This is a genomic window from Streptomyces sp. NPDC002004 (assembly GCF_053593975.1).
The window spans coordinates 14,318-32,084 of the sequence record NZ_JBSFDP010000017.1 but is presented as its reverse complement, the minus strand read 5'-3'; the positions used below and the strand labels follow the sequence as shown (position 1 = coordinate 32,084).

The 17,767-nt window shown below is 73.4% G+C and carries 12 protein-coding genes; 5 read left to right on the top strand and 7 right to left on the bottom strand.

From position 1 onward, the window contains the following. Positions 1-115 precede the first annotated feature (115 nt). The gene (locus ACWCP6_RS23660; RefSeq protein ID WP_450934509.1) at positions 116-2,569 is read left to right on the top strand and encodes a SpoIIE family protein phosphatase; all 2,454 of its coding nucleotides are present in this window, start codon (positions 116-118) and stop codon (positions 2,567-2,569) included. Between the two features lie 127 nt (positions 2,570-2,696). Continuing rightward, positions 2,697-5,129 (top strand): SpoIIE family protein phosphatase, encoded by a 2,433-nt coding sequence (locus ACWCP6_RS23655; RefSeq protein WP_450934508.1) that lies wholly within the window; start codon positions 2,697-2,699, stop codon positions 5,127-5,129. 57 nt (positions 5,130-5,186) lie between these two features. On the opposite strand, the gene ACWCP6_RS23650 is transcribed toward ACWCP6_RS23655, so the two are convergent. The 5 genes from ACWCP6_RS23650 to ACWCP6_RS23630 form a co-directional block, all read right to left on the bottom strand. After that, positions 5,187-5,642 (bottom strand): HIT family protein, encoded by a 456-nt coding sequence (locus ACWCP6_RS23650; RefSeq protein ID WP_450934507.1) that lies wholly within the window; start codon positions 5,640-5,642, stop codon positions 5,187-5,189. 29 nt (positions 5,643-5,671) lie between these two features. Continuing rightward, entirely contained in the window at positions 5,672-7,207 is a 1,536-nt protein-coding gene (locus ACWCP6_RS23645) for a response regulator (protein WP_450934506.1), read from the bottom strand. Between the two features lie 116 nt (positions 7,208-7,323). Further along, on the bottom strand, positions 7,324-8,190 hold the full coding sequence (locus ACWCP6_RS23640) for a hypothetical protein (RefSeq protein ID WP_450934505.1): 867 nt from the start codon (positions 8,188-8,190) through the stop codon (positions 7,324-7,326). Positions 8,191-8,605: 415 nt separating this feature from the next. After that, entirely contained in the window at positions 8,606-10,429 is a 1,824-nt protein-coding gene (locus ACWCP6_RS23635; protein ID WP_450934504.1) for a M4 family metallopeptidase, read from the bottom strand. Between the two features lie 406 nt (positions 10,430-10,835). Further along, positions 10,836-12,092 (bottom strand): PP2C family protein-serine/threonine phosphatase, encoded by a 1,257-nt coding sequence (locus ACWCP6_RS23630; RefSeq protein ID WP_450934503.1) that lies wholly within the window; start codon positions 12,090-12,092, stop codon positions 10,836-10,838. 202 nt (positions 12,093-12,294) lie between these two features. On the opposite strand from ACWCP6_RS23630, the gene ACWCP6_RS23625 reads away from it, so the two are divergent. Continuing rightward, a complete protein-coding gene (locus ACWCP6_RS23625) occupies positions 12,295-12,816 on the top strand; it encodes a GNAT family N-acetyltransferase (protein ID WP_450934502.1) in 522 nt (173 codons plus the stop codon). A gap of 229 nt (positions 12,817-13,045) precedes the next feature. Here ACWCP6_RS23625 and ACWCP6_RS23620 read toward each other — a convergent pair whose 3' ends face one another. Both ACWCP6_RS23620 and ACWCP6_RS23615 read right to left on the bottom strand, forming a co-directional pair. Further along, entirely contained in the window at positions 13,046-14,296 is a 1,251-nt protein-coding gene (locus ACWCP6_RS23620) for a tyrosine-protein phosphatase (RefSeq protein ID WP_450934501.1), read from the bottom strand. An 11-nt stretch (positions 14,297-14,307) separates the two neighbouring features. Then, positions 14,308-15,963: a glycosyltransferase family 39 protein gene (locus ACWCP6_RS23615; RefSeq protein ID WP_450934500.1), complete on the bottom strand. Its 1,656-nt coding sequence runs from the start codon at positions 15,961-15,963 to the stop codon at positions 14,308-14,310. A 449-nt stretch (positions 15,964-16,412) separates the two neighbouring features. Here ACWCP6_RS23615 and ACWCP6_RS23610 point away from each other — a divergent pair, with 449 nt between their 5' ends. Both ACWCP6_RS23610 and cseB read left to right on the top strand, forming a co-directional pair. Next, positions 16,413-17,030: a hypothetical protein gene (locus tag ACWCP6_RS23610; RefSeq protein WP_450934499.1), complete on the top strand. Its 618-nt coding sequence runs from the start codon at positions 16,413-16,415 to the stop codon at positions 17,028-17,030. Then, the gene (gene cseB / locus ACWCP6_RS23605; RefSeq protein WP_450934498.1) at positions 17,027-17,767 is read left to right on the top strand and encodes a two-component system response regulator CseB; all 741 of its coding nucleotides are present in this window, start codon (positions 17,027-17,029) and stop codon (positions 17,765-17,767) included. Before ACWCP6_RS23610 ends, cseB begins: the two co-directional genes overlap by 4 nt.

The window sequence follows — 17,767 nt, the reverse complement described above, 5'->3', positions numbered from 1 at the left end:
GGGGCAGAGGGCCGGGTCCGGGAGGCGGACCGGGGCGGGTCGTCGGGCCCGAGCGGTTGTTCTCCCGGCACGGCCGCCCGACCATGGACATTAGCGATCGAGGCTGGTTGGTGCGATGAGCGAACCGAACGCGGAGAGCGCGGACCTGCAGGACCCCCTGGACATCACGCGGGCGGCCGCCGTCGTACTGGACGGGGCGGGGCGGATCATGGGCTGGAGTCCGGCGGCCGAGGCGCTGCTGGGCCATCCGCCCGAGGCGGTCACGGGGCGGCCCTTCGCCTCGCTCAGGGTGAACGGACCGCCGCTCGACTCCGTGGCCGGCGCCGGGTCCGTCTGCCGGTCCGGCCAGGTGGTCGACGTCCGGCACCGGGACGGCGGTGTGCGCCGGCTGGCGATGTCCGCCTGCGCCCTCTCCCACGAGGGGGCGGGCGAACCGGCGTGCATCCTGCTCCTCGCGGGGCAGGGCGAGGTGCGCGACTGGGACGCGCAGCTGGCGATGCTGCGCAGCCTGGTCCGGCACTCGCTGGTGGGCCTGAACATCTACGACCGGGATCTGCGGGTCGTCTGGGCCAATGCGACGGTCGGCCAGGAACTGGGCGGACCGGTACGGCAGTTCCAGGACCAGGACGCGGACGAGCTGTACCCGGACGGCCGCGTCATCTCCCCGGAGTTCCCGCAGACACTGACCGCGGTCATGCGGCAGGTGCTCGCCACCGGCGAACCGGTCATCGACCTGCACTACCGCGCCCGACTGCCGTCCGAGCCGGAGAGCGAGCGCGTCTGGTCCTGCTCCTACTACCGCCTCCAGGACGCCGTGGGGCGGGTGCTGGGCGTGTGCGAGGAGTCCGTCGACATCACCGACCGCTACCGGGCGCACCAGCGGCTGGTGCTGCTCAGCGAGGCAGGCACACGGCTCGCCCGGAGTCTCGATCTGCGCCAGACGGCCCGGGAACTCGCCGACATCGCGGTGCCCCGGCTCGCCGACCAGACCGATGTGGCCGTGCTGGAACCCGTGCTCAACGGGGACGAGCCGCTCCCCTACACCGACTTCGCCGAACGGGTGGGCCTGCTCCGGGTGGCGAGCCGGTCCATGACGCACCTCACGCCCGACGCCGCACACGAGCGCCGCGAGAGCGACAGCTATCCGGCCCACTCCCCGCCCGTGCGCTGTCTGGCCACGGGCCGGTCGTTCGTGTACGGCACGGAGGACACCGCGTTCTCGGCGTGGCCGGCCGGCACACCGGGTCCGGCCGGGGGCTTCCGGTCGGTCATGGGCGTGCCGCTGCGGGCCCGGGGCACGGTGCTCGGCTGTGCGATGTTCTTCCGGCAGGGCGCCGAGCCGTTCACCGCCGACGACCGTCTGCTGGCGGAGGAACTGGTGGCCCGGGCCGCGGTGTGTCTGGACAACGCCCGGCGGTACCGGCGTGAGCGCGGCGCCGCCCTCACCCTGCAGCGCAGCCTGCTGCCGAAGAGTGTGCCGCCGCAGACCGCGGTGGATCTCGCGTACCGCTATCTGCCCGCGGACAGCCGCGCGGGCGTCGGGGGCGACTGGTTCGACGTGGTGCCGCTGTCCGGCACCCGGGTGGGCCTGGTGGTCGGCGACGTGGTCGGCCACGGTCTGGAGGCGGCGGCCACGATGGGCCGGCTGCGGACGACGGTACGCGCCCTCGCCGGTCTCGACCTGGCCCCGGACGAACTGCTCGCCCGCCTCGACGACCTCGTCGGCCATTCCGTCGAGCGGCCGTCCGAGCGGTCCGAGGAGCCGAGGGCCGAGGACGACGCGGTCCGCGGGGCGACCTGTCTGTACGCGGTGTACGACCCCGTGTCCGGGCTGTTCAGCATGGCCAGCGCGGGCCATCTGCCGCCCGCGGTCGTCGACTCGGCGACCGGCGAGATCAGCTATCCGGCCCTGGAGCCCGGACCGCCCATCGGGATCGGCGGTCTGCCCTTCGAGCGCACCGATCTGCATCTGCCGGAGGGCAGTGTGATCGGCCTCTTCACCGACGGGCTGGTGCGCGCCGCCAGCCGCGACGTGGACACCGGGCTCGGCCGGCTGGGCACCGTCCTGTGCCGCCACGCGCTGTCGTTGGAGGAGCTGTGCGACATGGCCATCGGGACGCTGCTGCCCGGGCCGGCGGTCGACGATGCGGCGCTGCTGCTCGCGCGGACCAGGAGGCTCGGCGCGGACCACGTCGCCCAGTGGGAGCTGCCGACCGATCCGGCGGCGGTCTCCCGTGCCCGCAAGGAGGCCACCGCCCAGCTGGGGATCTGGGGCCTCGACCATCTGACGTTCACGACCGAGCTGATCGTCAGCGAGCTGGTCACCAATGCGATGCGGCATGCGACGGGGCCCATCCAGCTGCGGCTCATCCGGGACCGGACGCTGATCTGCGAGGTCTCCGACGGTGGCCACACCTCGCCGCATCTGCGCCGTGCCGCGACCGACGACGAGGGCGGCCGCGGCCTGTTCCTCGTCGCGCAGATGACCCGGCAGTGGGGCACCCGGTACACGTCCACGGGCAAGACCATCTGGACGGAACAGGACCTCGGTCCCGAGCTCCTGGACTGAGTCAGCGGTCCAGGACCGGTGCGCTCGGGCTCGTGTCCCCTCGGCTTGATGCCCCGGTCCCCCGGTACCACGCTGGACTCAAGGGGATCGTCCTCCAGAGGGCTCACCGCCTGCGAGATGAACGGCCATGACGCAACAGCGCTCCGCCCCGGACGGCCGGACGGCCGGACGCCCGGCGTACCCGGCCACGGCCGTCGTCGACGAGGCCGGACGTGTGATGCGGTGGAGTCCGGGCGCCGAGCGGCTGCTCGGGCACCGGGCCGTCGATGTGGTGGGCCGGCCCGCCGCCGGGCTCCTCGCCGACGAGGGGACCGCCGATGCGTCCGTGCCGATGCTCGCCGGGCGGCGCCGATGGGCGGGCCGGGTGTCCCTGCGGCACCGCGACGGCCGCCGGGTGGAGACCACGCTGCTGGCGCACCGGCGGGTTTCCGGTTCCGGGAACCCCGAGTGGCTGCTGGTGTCCCCGCCGCTGCGGGAGCCGCCGGTCCGGGGGACGGGCGAGCCGTTGCTGGAGCTGGTCTTCGACCAGTCCCCGCAGCTGATCGCCGTCTTCGACACGGATCTGCGGCTGCTCCGGGTCAATGCGGAGATGCAGCGCGCCGTGGACTTCTCCGAGGACGAGCTGCGGGGGTTCCTGCTGTCGGAGGTCGTGGTGCACCCCGAAGGTCCGCGGCTGGAAGCCCTCATGCGGCATGTGCTGGAGGGACACGGCCCGCGGTTCGTGGAGACCGATCTGCGGGCGCCCGGCGCTCCGATAGAGAACCCCTGGGCCATCTCGCTCGGGCCGGTCACGGACGGCGACGGCAGCATACGTGGTGTCACGCTGGCGGCACTGGATCTGAGCAAGCGGCAACACGCGCGCGACCGTCTGCTGCTCCTCAACGAGGCCGCCGGCCGTATCGGCAGCACCCTCGACCTGGAGCACACCGCGCAGGAGCTGGCCGACGTGGCGGTGCCCCGGCTCGCGGACTACGCGAACGTGGATGTGCTCGCCCATCTGACCGAGGGCGACGAGCCGCCGCCGGGCTCGGTGAGCGGGGAGGTCAGCATGCTGCGGCTCGCGCACCAGTCGGTGCTGGAGGGCTGCCCCGAATCCCTGGTGGGCCCTGGCGGCACGGTGGTGTACCCGGAGTTCTCGCCACCGGCCGAATGCCTCGCCGACGGCAGGCCCGCGCTGCTGGAGATCACCACGGAGCTGTTGGACCGGTGGACGTCCCGCGACCCCGCAAGGGGCGCGAAGATCCGGGCCTTCGGCACACACTCGGCGCTGGTGGTGCCGATCCGGGCCCGCGGCACGACGCTCGGGGTCGCCGTCTTCACTCGCCACCGCACGCCCGAGCCGTTCGGCCTCGACGACCGGCTGATGCTCGAGGAGATCACGGCGCGGGCCGCCGTGTGCATCGACAACGCCCGCCGCTACGCCCGGGAACGGGCCACGGCCATCACCCTCCAGCGCAGCCTGCTGCCCCAGTCGCTGCCGCACCAGGCGGCCGTCGAGATCGCCTCGCGCTATCTGCCCGCGGGCGCCCGGGCCGGCGTGGGCGGGGACTGGTTCGACGTGATCCCGCTGTCCGGAGCACGCGTCGCGCTGGTCGTGGGCGACGTGGTGGGCCACGGCATCCAGGCGTCCGCCACGATGGGCCGGCTGCGCACCGCGGTGCGCACCCTCGCGGACATCGACCTGCCGCCCGACGAGTTGCTGACCCACCTCGACGACCTGGTGACCCGCCTGCCCTGGGCGCCGGACACCGCGGACAACGCCGATGCGGCCCCCGAGTCGGCCGGGGACGTCGGCGCCACCTGTCTGTACGCCATCTACGACCCGCTCGCGCAGCGCTGCACCCTGGCCAGGGCCGGCCATCCCGAGCCCGTCGTGGTCACGCCGGGCGGCAGGGCCGCGCCGGTCGACCTGCCCGTGGGGCCGCCGCTGGGCCTCGGCGGCCTGCCCTTCGAGTCCGCCGAGATAGACCTGCCCGAGGGCAGTCTGCTGGCTCTCTACACGAACGGCCTGGTCGAGGGCCGGCACGACGACATCGGCCTGCGACAAGCCGCCTTCCACCGCTCCCTCGCGCAGCCCACGGCCTCCCTCGACGACATCTGCGACAACGTGCTGGCCGCGCTGCTCCCCGACCGAACCGACGACGACGTGGCACTGCTCATCGCCCGGACCCGGGCCCTGGACACCGACCAGGTCGCCTCCTGGGACGTGCCGCCCGACCCGGCCGCCGTCGCCGCGGTCCGCAAACAGGTCTCCGACCAGCTCGAACGGTGGGGCCTGTGCGACGTCGTGTTCACGACGGAGCTGGTGGTCAGCGAGCTGGTCACCAACGCGATCCGGCACGCCAAGCCGCCCATACATCTACGGCTCATCCATGACCGGACGCTCATCTGCGAGGTCAGCGACGCCAGCAGTACGGCCCCGCATCTGCGGCGGGCCCGGGTCTTCGACGAGGGTGGCCGCGGGCTCCTCCTGGTCGCCCAGCTGACCGAACGCTGGGGAACCCGCCAGGGCCGTACCGGCAAGACCATCTGGGCGGAGCAGTCGCTGTCCGACCAGTGAGCCCGCCGTCCGCCCTCTCACGCGGTCCGCACGCGACCTCGCCGCACGCGCGGCCGCTCACGCCGACGTGAGGCGGGCGCGGAGGGCTGCTGCCACGGCGTCCGACTGGGCGTCCGTCAGACGGTCGGCGGCGGGGCCGTTGAGGAGGCCGAAGACCTTGGTGCCGCGCAGCTCCACGGGAAGGTCCGCCATGCGGGGCACGACATGGAAATGGACGTGCGCGAAGCCCTCCGCCTCGGCGAACTGGACGACGTAGGTCTTGGCGCAGCCGGTCTCGCTGCGCAGCGCGCGCGAGAGTGCGACCTGCCAGGTGCCCAGCGTCGCGGCCTCGGCGTCGGTGAGTTCGTGCACGGCGGTGACATGGCGGCGGGGCAGCAGCACCAGCCAGCCGGGCAGTGCCGTGCCGAGGGCATGGGCCACCCTCCAGTGCCGGTCGGCGGCGATGCGCTCGCGCGGCGGGAGGTCGTCGAACTGCGCTTCCTGGCTGCAGGCGTAGCACCGGGGCGTCGTCACGGCACCGATCGTAGAACCCTGTTGCGGCGTCAGTCCGGGTTTCCGGTGGCCAGTTGGGTGTCGAGCCAGTCGAAGACCCGTTGCTCGAAGAGGGCCCGGCCCATGGGTTCGCAGTGCAGATGGGCGCCCTCGGACGCGGAGAACCGGACCAGTTCCTTGGGGCCGGGCAGGGCGTCGTACAGGCGCTGGGATGCGCCGGGCCAGAAGTGTTCGCCCTCGGGGTCGGTGATGAGCAGCGGCGTGGTGATCCGGTGGGCCACCGGCAGCACGTTGTACTTGGCGACCTCGGCGAGCACGTCGTACGGGGACTCGATGCCGTACGGCTTGGCGCGCCAGCGCCACATGGCGGCCAGGGCGGGCTCCGAACCCAGGCCCTCGTGCATGACCCGGTCGAAGGTCTCGCGGTCGCCGGAGTCCCACAGCGCGCGCAGTTCGGGGCCGAGGTTGTGCCACCAGCTCTCGGCGACGTCGACGACGCCCGGGTCGGCCACGGCGGCGGCGATCCGGTGCTCGAAGGCGAGCGCCCTGGGGACCCAGTAGCCGGCCTGGCTGATCCCGGCGAGCGCGATGCGCCGGCCGTCCACGTCGTCGCGGTCCAGGAGGAAGTCCACGACCGGTGTGACGACCTTCTCCCAGTCGGGGCGGAAGGTGACCCCGCCCTCGAAGAGCATGGACTGCTGGCCCGGTCCGTCGAACAGCAGAGCTCGGTAGCCCCGCGCCACCGCCGGTGCGCCCAGGAGGGTCCAGGCCGCGGAGACGGGGCCGTCGCTGCCGTTGTTGACGATGACGGTGGGCAGCGGCCCGGAGGCGCCCCTCGGGCTCAAGAGGTAGCCCGGCAGCGCGATGTCCTCGTAGGGGATCGCCACGCGCTCGGCGGGCGGGTCCCACAGCTCGGCGAAGCGGTCGAAGCAGTCGCGGTGTTCCGGGAAGACCTCCCCCAGCCGCCCCTCCGGGTCGGCGCACGCGTCGACGGCCACCAGGGCCGTCCCGAAGTACCCGGCGGCTCGCAGATAGGCGTCGCGCGCACTGACCGGGTGCCGGTCCGCCGCGCACTTCTCGGCCTGTCCGTGCACCGTGCGGGCGAGGGCCGTCCAGGCCGCGAACCACGCCTCGCCGTCGCCGTCGGCGGCGGTGGATGCGGTGGCCAGGACCTCTCCCACGTCGGCGCCCTGCTGCCATGCGGAGCCCAGGGCCAGGAGGATCTCGTAGTTGAACTGCTCGTTCGCGCTGAACCGGTACGCCATGCCGACTCCAGTACGCCGTGCGGACGTCCCCCTGCCCAGAACCGGGGATCTCTCCCCACCGTCCAGGCTAGGAGTGGCCGCCCCCGGTCCGCACCCGGACGTGCCGGCGCCCGCGGAGACGGCCGTGTCGACGTACTCGTCCTCGCCGAACATGGTCAGGATGATCACCCGCGGCGGCACCGGCAGGGCGCGGATCTCGCGGGTGGCGGGGGGTCCGTCCATACCGGGCATCCGGATGTCCAGCAGGGCCAGGTCGGGGCTGAACTGCCGTGCCGCCTCCAGGGCGCTGCGGCCGTCCCACGCCTGGGCGACGACGTGCACGTCGGTCCACGGACTCGAGGACGTCGCTGATCCCGCGGCGCACGATCTCGCTGTCGTCGGCCACGAGGACGTGGATCACCATGGCGCACGGTCCCCGCACACCGCTTCCGGGCGGCTCACGGGGGACCGTCGGACCCGGACGCCGCCGGTCCGCCGGGCCGGGTGTCCGCGGGCCGGGATGCGTAGAGCCGGGCGTGGTAGCGGCCTTCGGCCTCCCGTCCCGTGGGGTCCTCGCCGTTGCGGCGCACGCTGGCGACCGCGTGCCGCTGTTCGGCGGCGTCGGTGAAGCGGCGCTGCGGGTAGGTGTGTTCGTCGTCCCGGACGGTGGTCAGCCCGTACCCGGCCAGGGCCTCGACCACGGCGTCGTAGGGGACGGTCCGCAGTACGAAGGCGCTGATCCACACCGGGCGCCGGGCGCAGTCCAGCAGGGCCCGGAACGTCCTGTCGGTGACATAGCTGCCCGCCCCCGTGGCCGTGATCAGCCCGGTCTTGGCCATCGCCGCGCGGAGGCCGGGGCTCGGGGGCGTCCGCTCCAGGTTCTCGGCGTACCCCTCGTCGAGGAGGCCGACGGCGAGGGCGTAGTGGACGGCCTGCTCGGACGCGTCGAGTCCGATCACCGGTCCGGCGTCCTCGCGGCGGTGCGCAGCGTAGAACTCCCGGTCGTGGGCGATGAGTTCGTCGACGCCCAGGTCGCGGACCCCGGGGCCGGTGTAGTGGGCGAAGAGGTCGGCCAGGGTGAGGTCGTGGTTGAGGAGGGCGGCGTTGATGCCGTACGAGCAGGCCACGTCCAGGACCGTGACGGGGGCACCGCCCTCGGCCGCCGACCGTGCGCTGCGGGTGCGCCGGAAGACGCTCTGGGCGTGGTGCGGGATCTCGTACGCGAGCGGTGCGAGGCGCCGGAAGAAGGCACGGGGGTCCGGCCGGGTGTAGATGTCGTCGAACCGGGTCTTCCCCTTGCCCGAAGCGGGTCGGCCTAGGAGCACGATGCATACCTCCCCGGTGGTGGCGAGCGCCCGGGACGTCCTTGGACACCCGGTGTCGCGGGAGGCCGGGTGCACCGCCCGGCGGGATCCGGCCGTGCCGCCCGCGCCCGGGAGGGGCGCCCGGATACGTCCCCACGCCCCGTCTTCATCTTGGGTCAGTGCGCCGGGACGTGCCACTTCGTCCGGGGCGGGCCACCGCGCGGCCGCCGTCGTACGGCCCCGGGGCACGAGCGCCGCGGGGTGCCACCGGCGGGGTTCTCACCGGGTGACCGGATGGGCCGGGGACGGCACCGGGGCGGTCCGCAGCCGGAGAGGGCCCCGAGCCGGGACCGCGGCCGGAGCCGGGGAGGCCGGTGGCGAACGTGGTCCGGGCGCCCCGCCGTGCAGCGGGACGCCCGGTCCGTGCCGTCGGCGGTCAGTGACCGGCGGACGGGGTGTTGGCGGCGGTGACGTTGACCGCGGCCCAGGCCGCGTTCACCGTCCGGTACTCCGTGCTGGAGGTGCCGTACATGTCGGCGGCGGCCTGCAGCGTCGCGGCGCGCGCGTCGTGGAAGTCGGTCGTGGAGACCATGTAGCGGGTGAGCGCACGGTAGAAGATCGACGTGGCCTTCGCCCGGCCGATCCCGGTCACCTTCGACCCGTCGTAGGTGGGCGAGTCGTAGTGGAAGCCGCCGATCGTCTTCTTGCCGCTGCCCTCGGCGAGCAGGTAGAAGGCGTGCGAGGAGACACCGGAACCGGCGTGCACCTCGGTGTCGTACGCCGCGGGCGACCAGTTGTCGATCGTTCCCTCGATCCTGTCGAGGGACGGGTGGTCGAGGCGGCGCAGGAACTTCTGCCGCAGCCCGAGCTTCTCGCCCATGAGGTAGTTCGGCGGGTTCTTCGGATTGTTCGTCGCGAACTCGACGTCCGAGCCGAAGATGTCCGCGAGCGACTCGTTGAGTGCCCCCGGCTCGCCGAACTGGTTCTGGTGCTCGTCGACGCGGGTGGGCTCCAGGCCCGCCGTGGCGTCGACGACGCCGTGCGTCAGCTCGTGACCGGTGACGTCGAGGACCACGAGGGGCTTGGTGAACATCCGGCCGTCCCCGTCGCCGTACAGCATGCAGCCGCAGGTGGGGTCCCAGAAGGCGTTGGCGACCTTGTGCCCGAAGTGGACCATGGCGTGGGCGCCGGTGCCGTTGTTCTTGATGCCCTTGCGACCGAAGGTCTTCTTGTAGAAGTCCAGGGTCTTGGTGATGCCGTACTGGGCGTCCACGGCCGCGGAGGAGGGGTTCGACGTGGCGCCGTTGCCCCAGCGGTCGGTCGTGCTGGTGAGCTTCGTGCCGCGCTTGAAGTCCTCCAGCAACCGGCCCTTGGCGTCCCGGGTCTCGGTGCCCCAGCGGGTGGGGTCCTTGAGCAGGAAGCCGTTGCGGGACGTCTGCGTGGTGGTGAGCCCCACCGTGCCGACGAACAGCGACGAGCCGGTGCCGTGAGCGGTACGCGGGTAGCCGCCCGCGGCGGGGGCCTGCGGCGTCGCCGAGACGGCCGGACCGTTCGCGCCGATACCGGTGGCGGGGTTCGCCTTCTCGCCCCTCTTGCGCAGCGCCTCGCGGACCCGGGGCGACAGGAACTCGTCGCTGTCGGGGGTGTTGCTGCGCACCTTGCCGGTCACGGCGTCTACGACGACCGTGCTGGAACCGCCCTCGGTGGAGCGGCTGTCGGTCACCTGCACCTGGTAGGCGAGCGCCGACGCGCCGTCCCGCGCGTCGAGGACGAGTTCCGCGGTGCCCGCGTCACCCCGGGCGGCCTCGGCCGCCTTGTCCTCGGCCTGCTGCGCCGTCAGCTTGGCCGTCGTGGTGGCCGGCTTGACGGTGTGGGCGGCGGCCCGCGTCACACCGACGTAGGAGGTGTTCTTGTCCAGGTGGATGACGAGGTCGCCACCGAGGACGGGCATCCCGCGGTGGGTCCGGACGAAGCGGACGTGCCGCCTGCCCTCCGGGTCGACCATCGCGTCCTTGGCCACCAGGGTGTCGCCCTTGGCGACGCCGGTGGCCGCCGCGTGGGCGAAGGCGGCCTTGCGGGCCGCGTCCACCAGCGGCTTGAAGGCCGGGGACGAGGCGGGGCCGGAGGCGGTCACGGACGATGCCGCGGCCCGGACCTCTTCGGGGGCGGACGGGGCCGCGATGGCCGCGCCCGTGGTGAGCGTGGCGGCCGTCGTCACGGCGACGGCTATCGCCACGCTGCGTATGTGGGGTCTACGCACTGATCGGGGTTCCTTCGGAAACGGGCGGCCGGACGTGCCAACCGCCATGGCACACGGCGCCGTTGGGCGCGGTGCGGGGCCATCCGGCCCCGAGGCGCAACCCTTACCGATCAGGCATGTACATGTAAAGCCGAAAGATCCCTTTTCTCCGGATGGGAGGGGATTCTTTGCGTTTGTTCACCATGGGGTGATCAGGGGGTGACCAACCGTGCGTCGCCCAGGGAGATGTGACGGACCGCAAGGAGGTTGCCCACGGGCTCCGCGCCCGGTGGGATGTGATCAACGTCGCACGGCCGTCTCCCCCGTGCCGGGGTGCGCGCCACGGCGAGCGCCCCGCGGGTGTACGAGGCCGAGGGAAAAGAGGCCGGGGGAAAACCCGTCGCCCCGCGCGCGGGGGCACGGGACATCACATGTGCGGCACGGCCTCGTGGCGGACGCGTACGGCGAGTGCGGCCACGTCGTCCTCCGCATGACGGGCGTCCAGGCGACCCAGCACGATGTCGAGCACCGCCTCGACACCGGCGCCCGGCGGCAGACGCAGCCCGGCGAGCCGCGACAGTGACACGTCGATGTCCTCACCGCGCCGCTCGACGAGGCCGTCGGTGAACATCAGCAGGGTCTCCGACGGGACGATCTCGCGGGTGACGAGCTCGTACCCGCCGAATCCCGTGCCCAGCGGCGGTCCGACCGGCGTGTCCAGCAGGGCGACGGTGCCGTCGCCGGCGATGAGCGCGGGCGGCAGATGGCCGGCGCTGGAGAAGGTGGCCATGCCGCGCGCGGGGTCCACCCGCACGAGCAGACAGGTGGCGGGGCGGCGCGCGTCGTCCTCGGCGACCATCGCGTCGAGCTGGCGCAGCACCCGGTGGGGCGGCAGGTCCGTCGACGCCACATAGCGCAGCATCGAGCGGTAAGCGTTCATGTCCACGGCCGCGTCCAGGCCGTGGCCCATGACGTCGCCCATCACCAACAGGGTGCGGCCGTAGTGCAGACGCACGGTCTCGTACCAGTCCCCGCCGACCATGGCGCTGGTGCCGGAGGGCAGATAACGGGTGGCGACCTCCAGGTTGGGGTGGGGCCGGCCCGGCTCGGCCAGCAGCGCCCCCTGGAGTTTCAGCACCGTGCTGTGCGCCTCGGCGTGCTCACGGGCGTGGCCCACGTGCACGGCCGCGAGGCGGGCCGCGTAGTGCACGGTCGCCGTCTCGTCCGCCGCGAAGCCCTCGGCGCCGGCCCGGACGGCCAGCAGGACGCCGTACAGACGGCCGTGTGCCACCAGGGGCACCGAGACGGCCGCCACCGGGAGGGACGGCTCGCTCAGGCCCGTGGCGGCGGTGATGGGGTGCCCCTCGTCCAGCGCCTGGACCGGCAGCGCCCCGGCGTACTCGGAGAACTCGCCCTCGAGCAGTTCGGTGCGGCCCGCCGTCGCGACCCGGCGGAGCGTGGTGTCGGATGCGGGGCTCGCCGTGGGCGCGCCCTCGACCAGCAGGTTGACGGCCGCGGCGTCGCACAGCCGGGGGCACAGGAACCCGACCAGCTCCGCGCAGGTGGTGTGCTCGTCGAGCGTGGTGCCGATGCGGTCGACGGCGAGCTCCATGGCGTGCAGCCGTGCCCGGATACGGGCAGGGTCCCGCACCTCGTCCCCCGGCTCCCGCTCCTGGCCCGACACGTCACCTCCACAGCGGACGTCCACCCGGTGCCCCCGCTGCGCGCGACGCACCGGTGCAGTGCACCCCCTGCTTCCGACCATGCACTCGTGCAGCCATACCACCACTTGAACGGCCGCATCACCTGCAACGACGCTCACCACCGCGAACGGCGGTCGCGTCCGTGCCGGCCGCGTTGTCGGACCCACCACCTACGGTGAGCCCATGGAGAGACGGGAAGGCACACGCGCGGTTCGGCTCGAACCGTGGTCCGAGGACGACTTCGAGCTGCTCGTCAGGAACAACGCACCGGAGATGACCGAGCACCTGGGCGGCCCCGAGACACAGGAACAGCTCGTCGAGCGGCACCGGCGCTATCTGTCGCTCGGCGAGCGCGGCCGCATGTTCCGCATAACGGTGGAGACCGATGGCACCGACGGCGCGGTGGCCGCCGGCGCCATCGGGTACTGGGAGCGGGACTGGCAGGGCGACATGGTGTGGGAGACGGGGTGGGGAGTGCTGCCCGGTTTCCAGGGGCAGGGCGTGGCCGCGGCGGCCGCACGGCTCGTGGTCGAGCAGGCCCGGGCCGCCGGGCGGCACGCGTCGCTGCACGCCTTCCCCTCGGTCGACCACCCCGCGTCGAACAGTGTGTGCCGCAAGGCGGGCTTCGAGCTCGTCGGCACCTGCGCGTTCGAGTATCCGAAGGGGCACTGGGCCCGCAGCAACGACTGGCGGATCACCCTCTGAGCGCGGCTCCGGCGCGGAGTTGCGGCCCCACGCCGGAGTCCCGGCCGGACGCCGCGCCCCACCCGGTCCCGGCACCGTGCGCAGGCGACCGGGCCGGTGCGCATCCATCCCGCACCGCCCGGGACCGCGGCGGCCGGTTCGGTGCCACGGGCGCCCGTTCGGAGCCGCGGGTGCTTGACCGGAGCCGCGGGCGCTCGACCGGCCGGGGGCCTGGCCGCCGCCCGTCCGCCTACAGCTGCTTCTCCAGGAGCGTCACGGCGTACGGGCTGCCGATGCCTCCGTCCTTCGCCCCCTGCTCGCCGACGACCGTGTAACCCGCCTGCTCGTAGTAGGCGCGCAGCCGGGGGTTGTTCGCCAGGCAGTCCAGTCGGCACAGGTCGCGCCCGGCGGCCGCGATCCGGCGCTCCGCCTCGGCCAGCATGCGAAGTCCGGTTCCCGGCGGGGCGGTGCGCCGGTCCGTCATCAGCCGGTGGACGTAGCCCGCGGTGGGCGGCCGGGGTCCCCAGGCGGCCGGGTCGTCCCACCACAGCTCCCAGGCGCCGGCGGTCGGTCCGTCCGGGCCGAGCGTGGCGATCCAGACCTCGCCGTCCGCGAGCCGCTCGCGGAAGTGGCGCTCGCCGAGCTGCCCCGGCTTCCACTGGTCGATCCCGTGGGCGAGCTGCCAGCGTGCCGCATCGTCGCGGAGCCGGACCAGCTCGGCCAGATCGCGTTCTCCGGCCCGGCGGAAGGACAGCGCCGCCCCGGCGTCCGCGGGCTCGACGAGCTGGGCGCGCAGGGCGGCCACCAGCGCGTCGTCGACGCCGAGCACGTCGGTGACGTACCCGCGCACCGAGCCGTGCCGCTCGGCGAGCGCGGCGAGGAACAGACGCATCACCGCGGCCGGGGCCCGGCCGTATCCGGGCCAGTCCGGCAGCCTGCCGGCGTGGTCGGCGCGCCAGTCGGCGACCAGGCGTTCGGTCGCGTGCTCGGTGAGCGTGAAGTCCGCGACGATGTCGTCCTCGCCCACGCCCAGCAGCGTCAGTACGAGCGCGGCCAGCAGGCCCGTGCGGTCCTTGCCGGACGCACAGTGGAACACAAGGGGTTCGTCGCCGGCGTCGGCGATGACCTCCAGGGCACGGCGCAGTTCCTTCGCACCGTCGTGGGCGACCTCGAGATAGCGCTCGGCGAGATAGGCGCCCGGCTCGACGTCGGTCCCCAGGGCGGCCTGGTCGTAGGGCCGGTGCTCGATGCTCAGGTTGTGGTAGGTCAGCGAGGCGTGCTCGGGAACCCGGCCCTTCGTCTCGATCTCCCAGGGGTAGCGCAGGTCGATGACATGGCGGACGCCCAGCGCCCGGAAGCGCTCCCAGTCCCGGCCCCGGAGCTTGCCCAGGGAGTCGGAGCGGAACAGTCGTCCCGGCCGCACCGTCCTGCCGTCGTCGGTCCGATATCCCCCCAGGTCACGGAAGTTGTGCAGGCGCTCGAAGGGTATGTCTCTGATCACGGGACAGGACCTTATGCGGGCTTGCCCACACGGGGGACGCGTTTCAGCAAGGCCACGGTCAGACCGGTCAGCCGCGAGGTGGCGGCCACCCTGTAGTGACCGCGCAGGGCGTCCCGTTCGTCGTCGGGCAGCCACTGGAGGGGGTCGGAGGGATTCCGGGCGGCCACCAGCCAGATACGCGGCGCGGTGCCCAGGCACCGCTCGGGCGCCGCGCAGTCGGTCGCCGTCAGGTCGTTCCTGTCGACGGCGGACTCGCCGAGGAAGACGTCGCGCATCGTGCCGAGCCGACGGGGCAGGTAGTACCTCACGCCCACGTCGCAGATCGTGTAGTGGCATCCGGAGCGGTCGTACGCCACGGCGTCCCCGCCCCGGTAACCGTCGCGGATGACGTCCGCCGCCCCGCGGTAGTCCATCCTGGGCCCGTCGTCATCGGCGGGATAGGCGACCCAGTGGTGGGCGAAGGTGTCGCGCACCGCACACTGATCGGGAACCGACAGCCCGGCGAGGGCGACCAGCGCGAGCGGCAGCACCGCGCCGGCGCGCGCCCGCTCGGAGACCCGGGCGATCCCGGCCCCCGCGGGCAGGGCCCATGCGGGCAGCGTGAACACGAAGTACCGCGGGTCGAAGTACGAGATGCCTCCCTGGGACACGGTCCACACCAGCAGCAGCGGAAGCACGGTCATGGCGGCGCAGAGGAGGAGAGCGTCCCGACGGTCCGGCCACACCCGCACGGCGAGCAGCCCGAGCACCACCAGCGCCCCGGGCACAAGGGCGGACTTGAAGACCGTCTCCCACACGCTGAGCAGTTCGCCCACGCCCGGCGTGGGAAGGAAGGAGATCTGCCGGTGCGCCTGCCGCTGCCCCAGCACGAGTACGGGGCCGGCGCACACGAGGCCGGCGACGGCCGCGAGCCCGAACCCCGCCACCGGCCGCACCGCGGGCCCGCGTCCCGGCGGGCGCAGTGGCCTGCCCCCGGCGCGCAGCTCGAACCCGGATCCCGCTCGGCCGCCGGACCGCGCCCGCAGCAGCACCGCGACCGCATGTCCCGCCAGCACGGTGAGCGCCACCAGATGCAGCAGCCCGATCGCCCCCACGCACAAGGCATATCCGCACCACCACGGCCGGCGCCTCGGGGTGTCGAGTGCCCGCAGGAGCACCCATGTGGCCAGCGCGACCGCGAGCGTGACCAGGGCGTACGCGCGGGCCTCCTGCCCGTAGCGGCTGACCGCCGGCAGCAACGCGAACACCAGGCCGGCCGCGAGTCCCGCCCGGGCGTCGAACAGTCGGCGTCCCACGCAGGCCACGCAGACCGCGGTTCCGGCCATGGCGAGCGCCGATGGAAGCCGCATGACCCGGACGGCGTCCCCGAACACGCCGATCCAGCCGTGCATGAACAGGTAGTAGGTGCCGTGCACGGCGTCCACGTTCTCCAGCACCCTCCCCAGGCGACCGGTGCTGCGGGTCGCGACCTCCCAGGTGGTCAGTTCGTCCCACCACAGCAGCGGGTCCGCCATCCGGTACAGCGTCAGGGCCAGGGTCAGCAGGGCCGGCCACAGCCATACGAGGTACGGCAGTTCGCGCAGTGCGTCGCGCAGCCGGCGTCGTCGGGCCGTGCCGCGCGTCGCGGCGTGCGCGCGGTCCGAGTCGTGGGAGACGAACGGTGCCATGGGGAAGTCAACGTCCTCCGAGCGGAGTCGCGCCGGGCGGCGGGGCCGTCGAGCGGGCGCGTCGGGCTGTGATCCGGATCCGGCCGGCCTTCAGATCTACCGGTCCCGCGGGGTCCGTTGGGGAAGGCGCGACGTGGCGGGCTGCGGCATTCCCACGCCCAGGCCGCGAGGACAGGGCCCGGGACGGCGCCGCCGCCGGTCGACCGCGCATGCCGTGGCCACCCGCCGCGGAGTCTGCGGCACGCCCCGGCCGGCACCAACCGGGGCCGGAACCCACGGCCGGGTAGGCTGGCACGCCTATGCCTCCCATACGTCCCGCCCGCCGCGCCGACAGGACACGGCGGTGCCGGCGCGCGGTTCCGACGGCCGTCCGTGCCGCGGCTTGGGTGGCCGTGACGGCGGGCGCGGCGGTCGGATGCGCGGCCCCGTCGGGCCTGACGGACGCAGGCGTGGCGCCCCGTCTCTCCCCGCCGGTGAGCGCATCACCGCTGTGGCCCCGGGAGTCGCTGCCCGAGCGGCCGGCGGGCAAGGGCGAGAGCGGTTCGCGATTTCCCGAGTACCCCGTGGTCGAGGGGGTCCGGGTGCCCGCCGGCGGGATCCGGGACGTGTCTGCGGTCGATCTGCTGCGCAGGGACAACCTTGCGCCCAAGCTGATACCGGCCGCCATGGACGCGTGTCCCGGGGCCTGGTGCGGACTGCGCAAGCCGGTCTACCGGGACGTCACGGGCGACGGACGGGCCGAGCTCCTGGTGGCCGTGGACGACCGCTCCGTCGGCATGACGCTCTTCGAGGTGTACCGGGCATCGGGCCGCAGCGTGCGTCCGATCCTGGTCACCTGGGGGCGCCTGGGTCTGACCGGAGCGACGTACGGCCACGACCTCGTGGTCAGCTCCACCGGCGAGGACGGCCGGCTGACGACCCGTTACCGATGGAACGGCCGGGTCATGACCGCGTCCGTCCCCCAGGACGGACTTCCCGCCCCGGCCGGCGAGGAACCGACGCCCGGCCCCGCCACGCCGCATGCGTCGGCCGCCCCCACCCGACCGCAGCCCAGGACCTTCCCATGACGACCCCCTCCCCCGCCGCCGAGGCGCACGTGCTGCTCGTCGAGGACGACGAGGTCATCCGACGGACCGTCGGCATGCTGCTGGAGCGCTACGGATTCACCGTCTCCACGGCTGCCGACGGGCTGACCGGCCTGGAGACGTTCCGGGAGGCCGACCCGGATCTGCTGCTCCTCGACGTCATGCTGCCCGAACTCGACGGCATCGGTCTGTGCCGCAGGATCCGCGAACTGAGCCTGGCCCCGATCCTGATGATGTCGGCACGCGGCGACGCCTTCGACGTCGTCTCCGGGCTGGAGGCGGGCGCTGACGACTACGTCGTCAAGCCCGTGGAGAGCGCGGTGCTCGTGGCGCGCATCCGCTCCCTGCTCCGCCGTGCGTCCTTCGCCCCCGTGACCGCGGCGGGCACCCACGCACGCGCGGCGGGAGGAGCGGGTGACCCGGCGGCCGGGAGCGGCACGCTGACCTTCGGGGACCTCACCGTCGACCCCCTGGGCATGGAGGTCCGCCGCGCGGGAACCCCCGTCGCCCTGACGCCCACCGAGTTGCGCCTGCTCCTCGAATTCGCCGCCGCCCCGGGTGTCGTGCTCGAACGCCGTACCCTGCTCGACCGTGTCTGGGACCACGCCTGGCACGGCGACACACGGGTCGTCGATCTGCACGTGCAGAGGCTGCGCGCGAAAATAGGTGCCGAACGCATCGAGACCGTGCGCGGTTTCGGCTACAAGCTGCGGCGCTGA

What these genes read in the sequence shown, in the direction of transcription:
- ACWCP6_RS23660 (WP_450934509.1), top strand. Translation starts at nt 116, where the DNA reads ATGAGCGAACCGAACGCGGAGAGCGCGGACCTGCAGGACCCCCTGGAC.
- ACWCP6_RS23655 (WP_450934508.1), top strand. Translation starts at nt 2,697, where the DNA reads ATGACGCAACAGCGCTCCGCCCCGGACGGCCGGACGGCCGGACGCCCG.
- ACWCP6_RS23625 (WP_450934502.1), top strand. Translation starts at nt 12,295, where the DNA reads ATGGAGAGACGGGAAGGCACACGCGCGGTTCGGCTCGAACCGTGGTCC.
- ACWCP6_RS23615 (WP_450934500.1), bottom strand. Translation starts at nt 15,963, where the DNA reads ATGGCACCGTTCGTCTCCCACGACTCGGACCGCGCGCACGCCGCGACG.
- cseB (WP_450934498.1), top strand. Translation starts at nt 17,027, where the DNA reads ATGACGACCCCCTCCCCCGCCGCCGAGGCGCACGTGCTGCTCGTCGAG.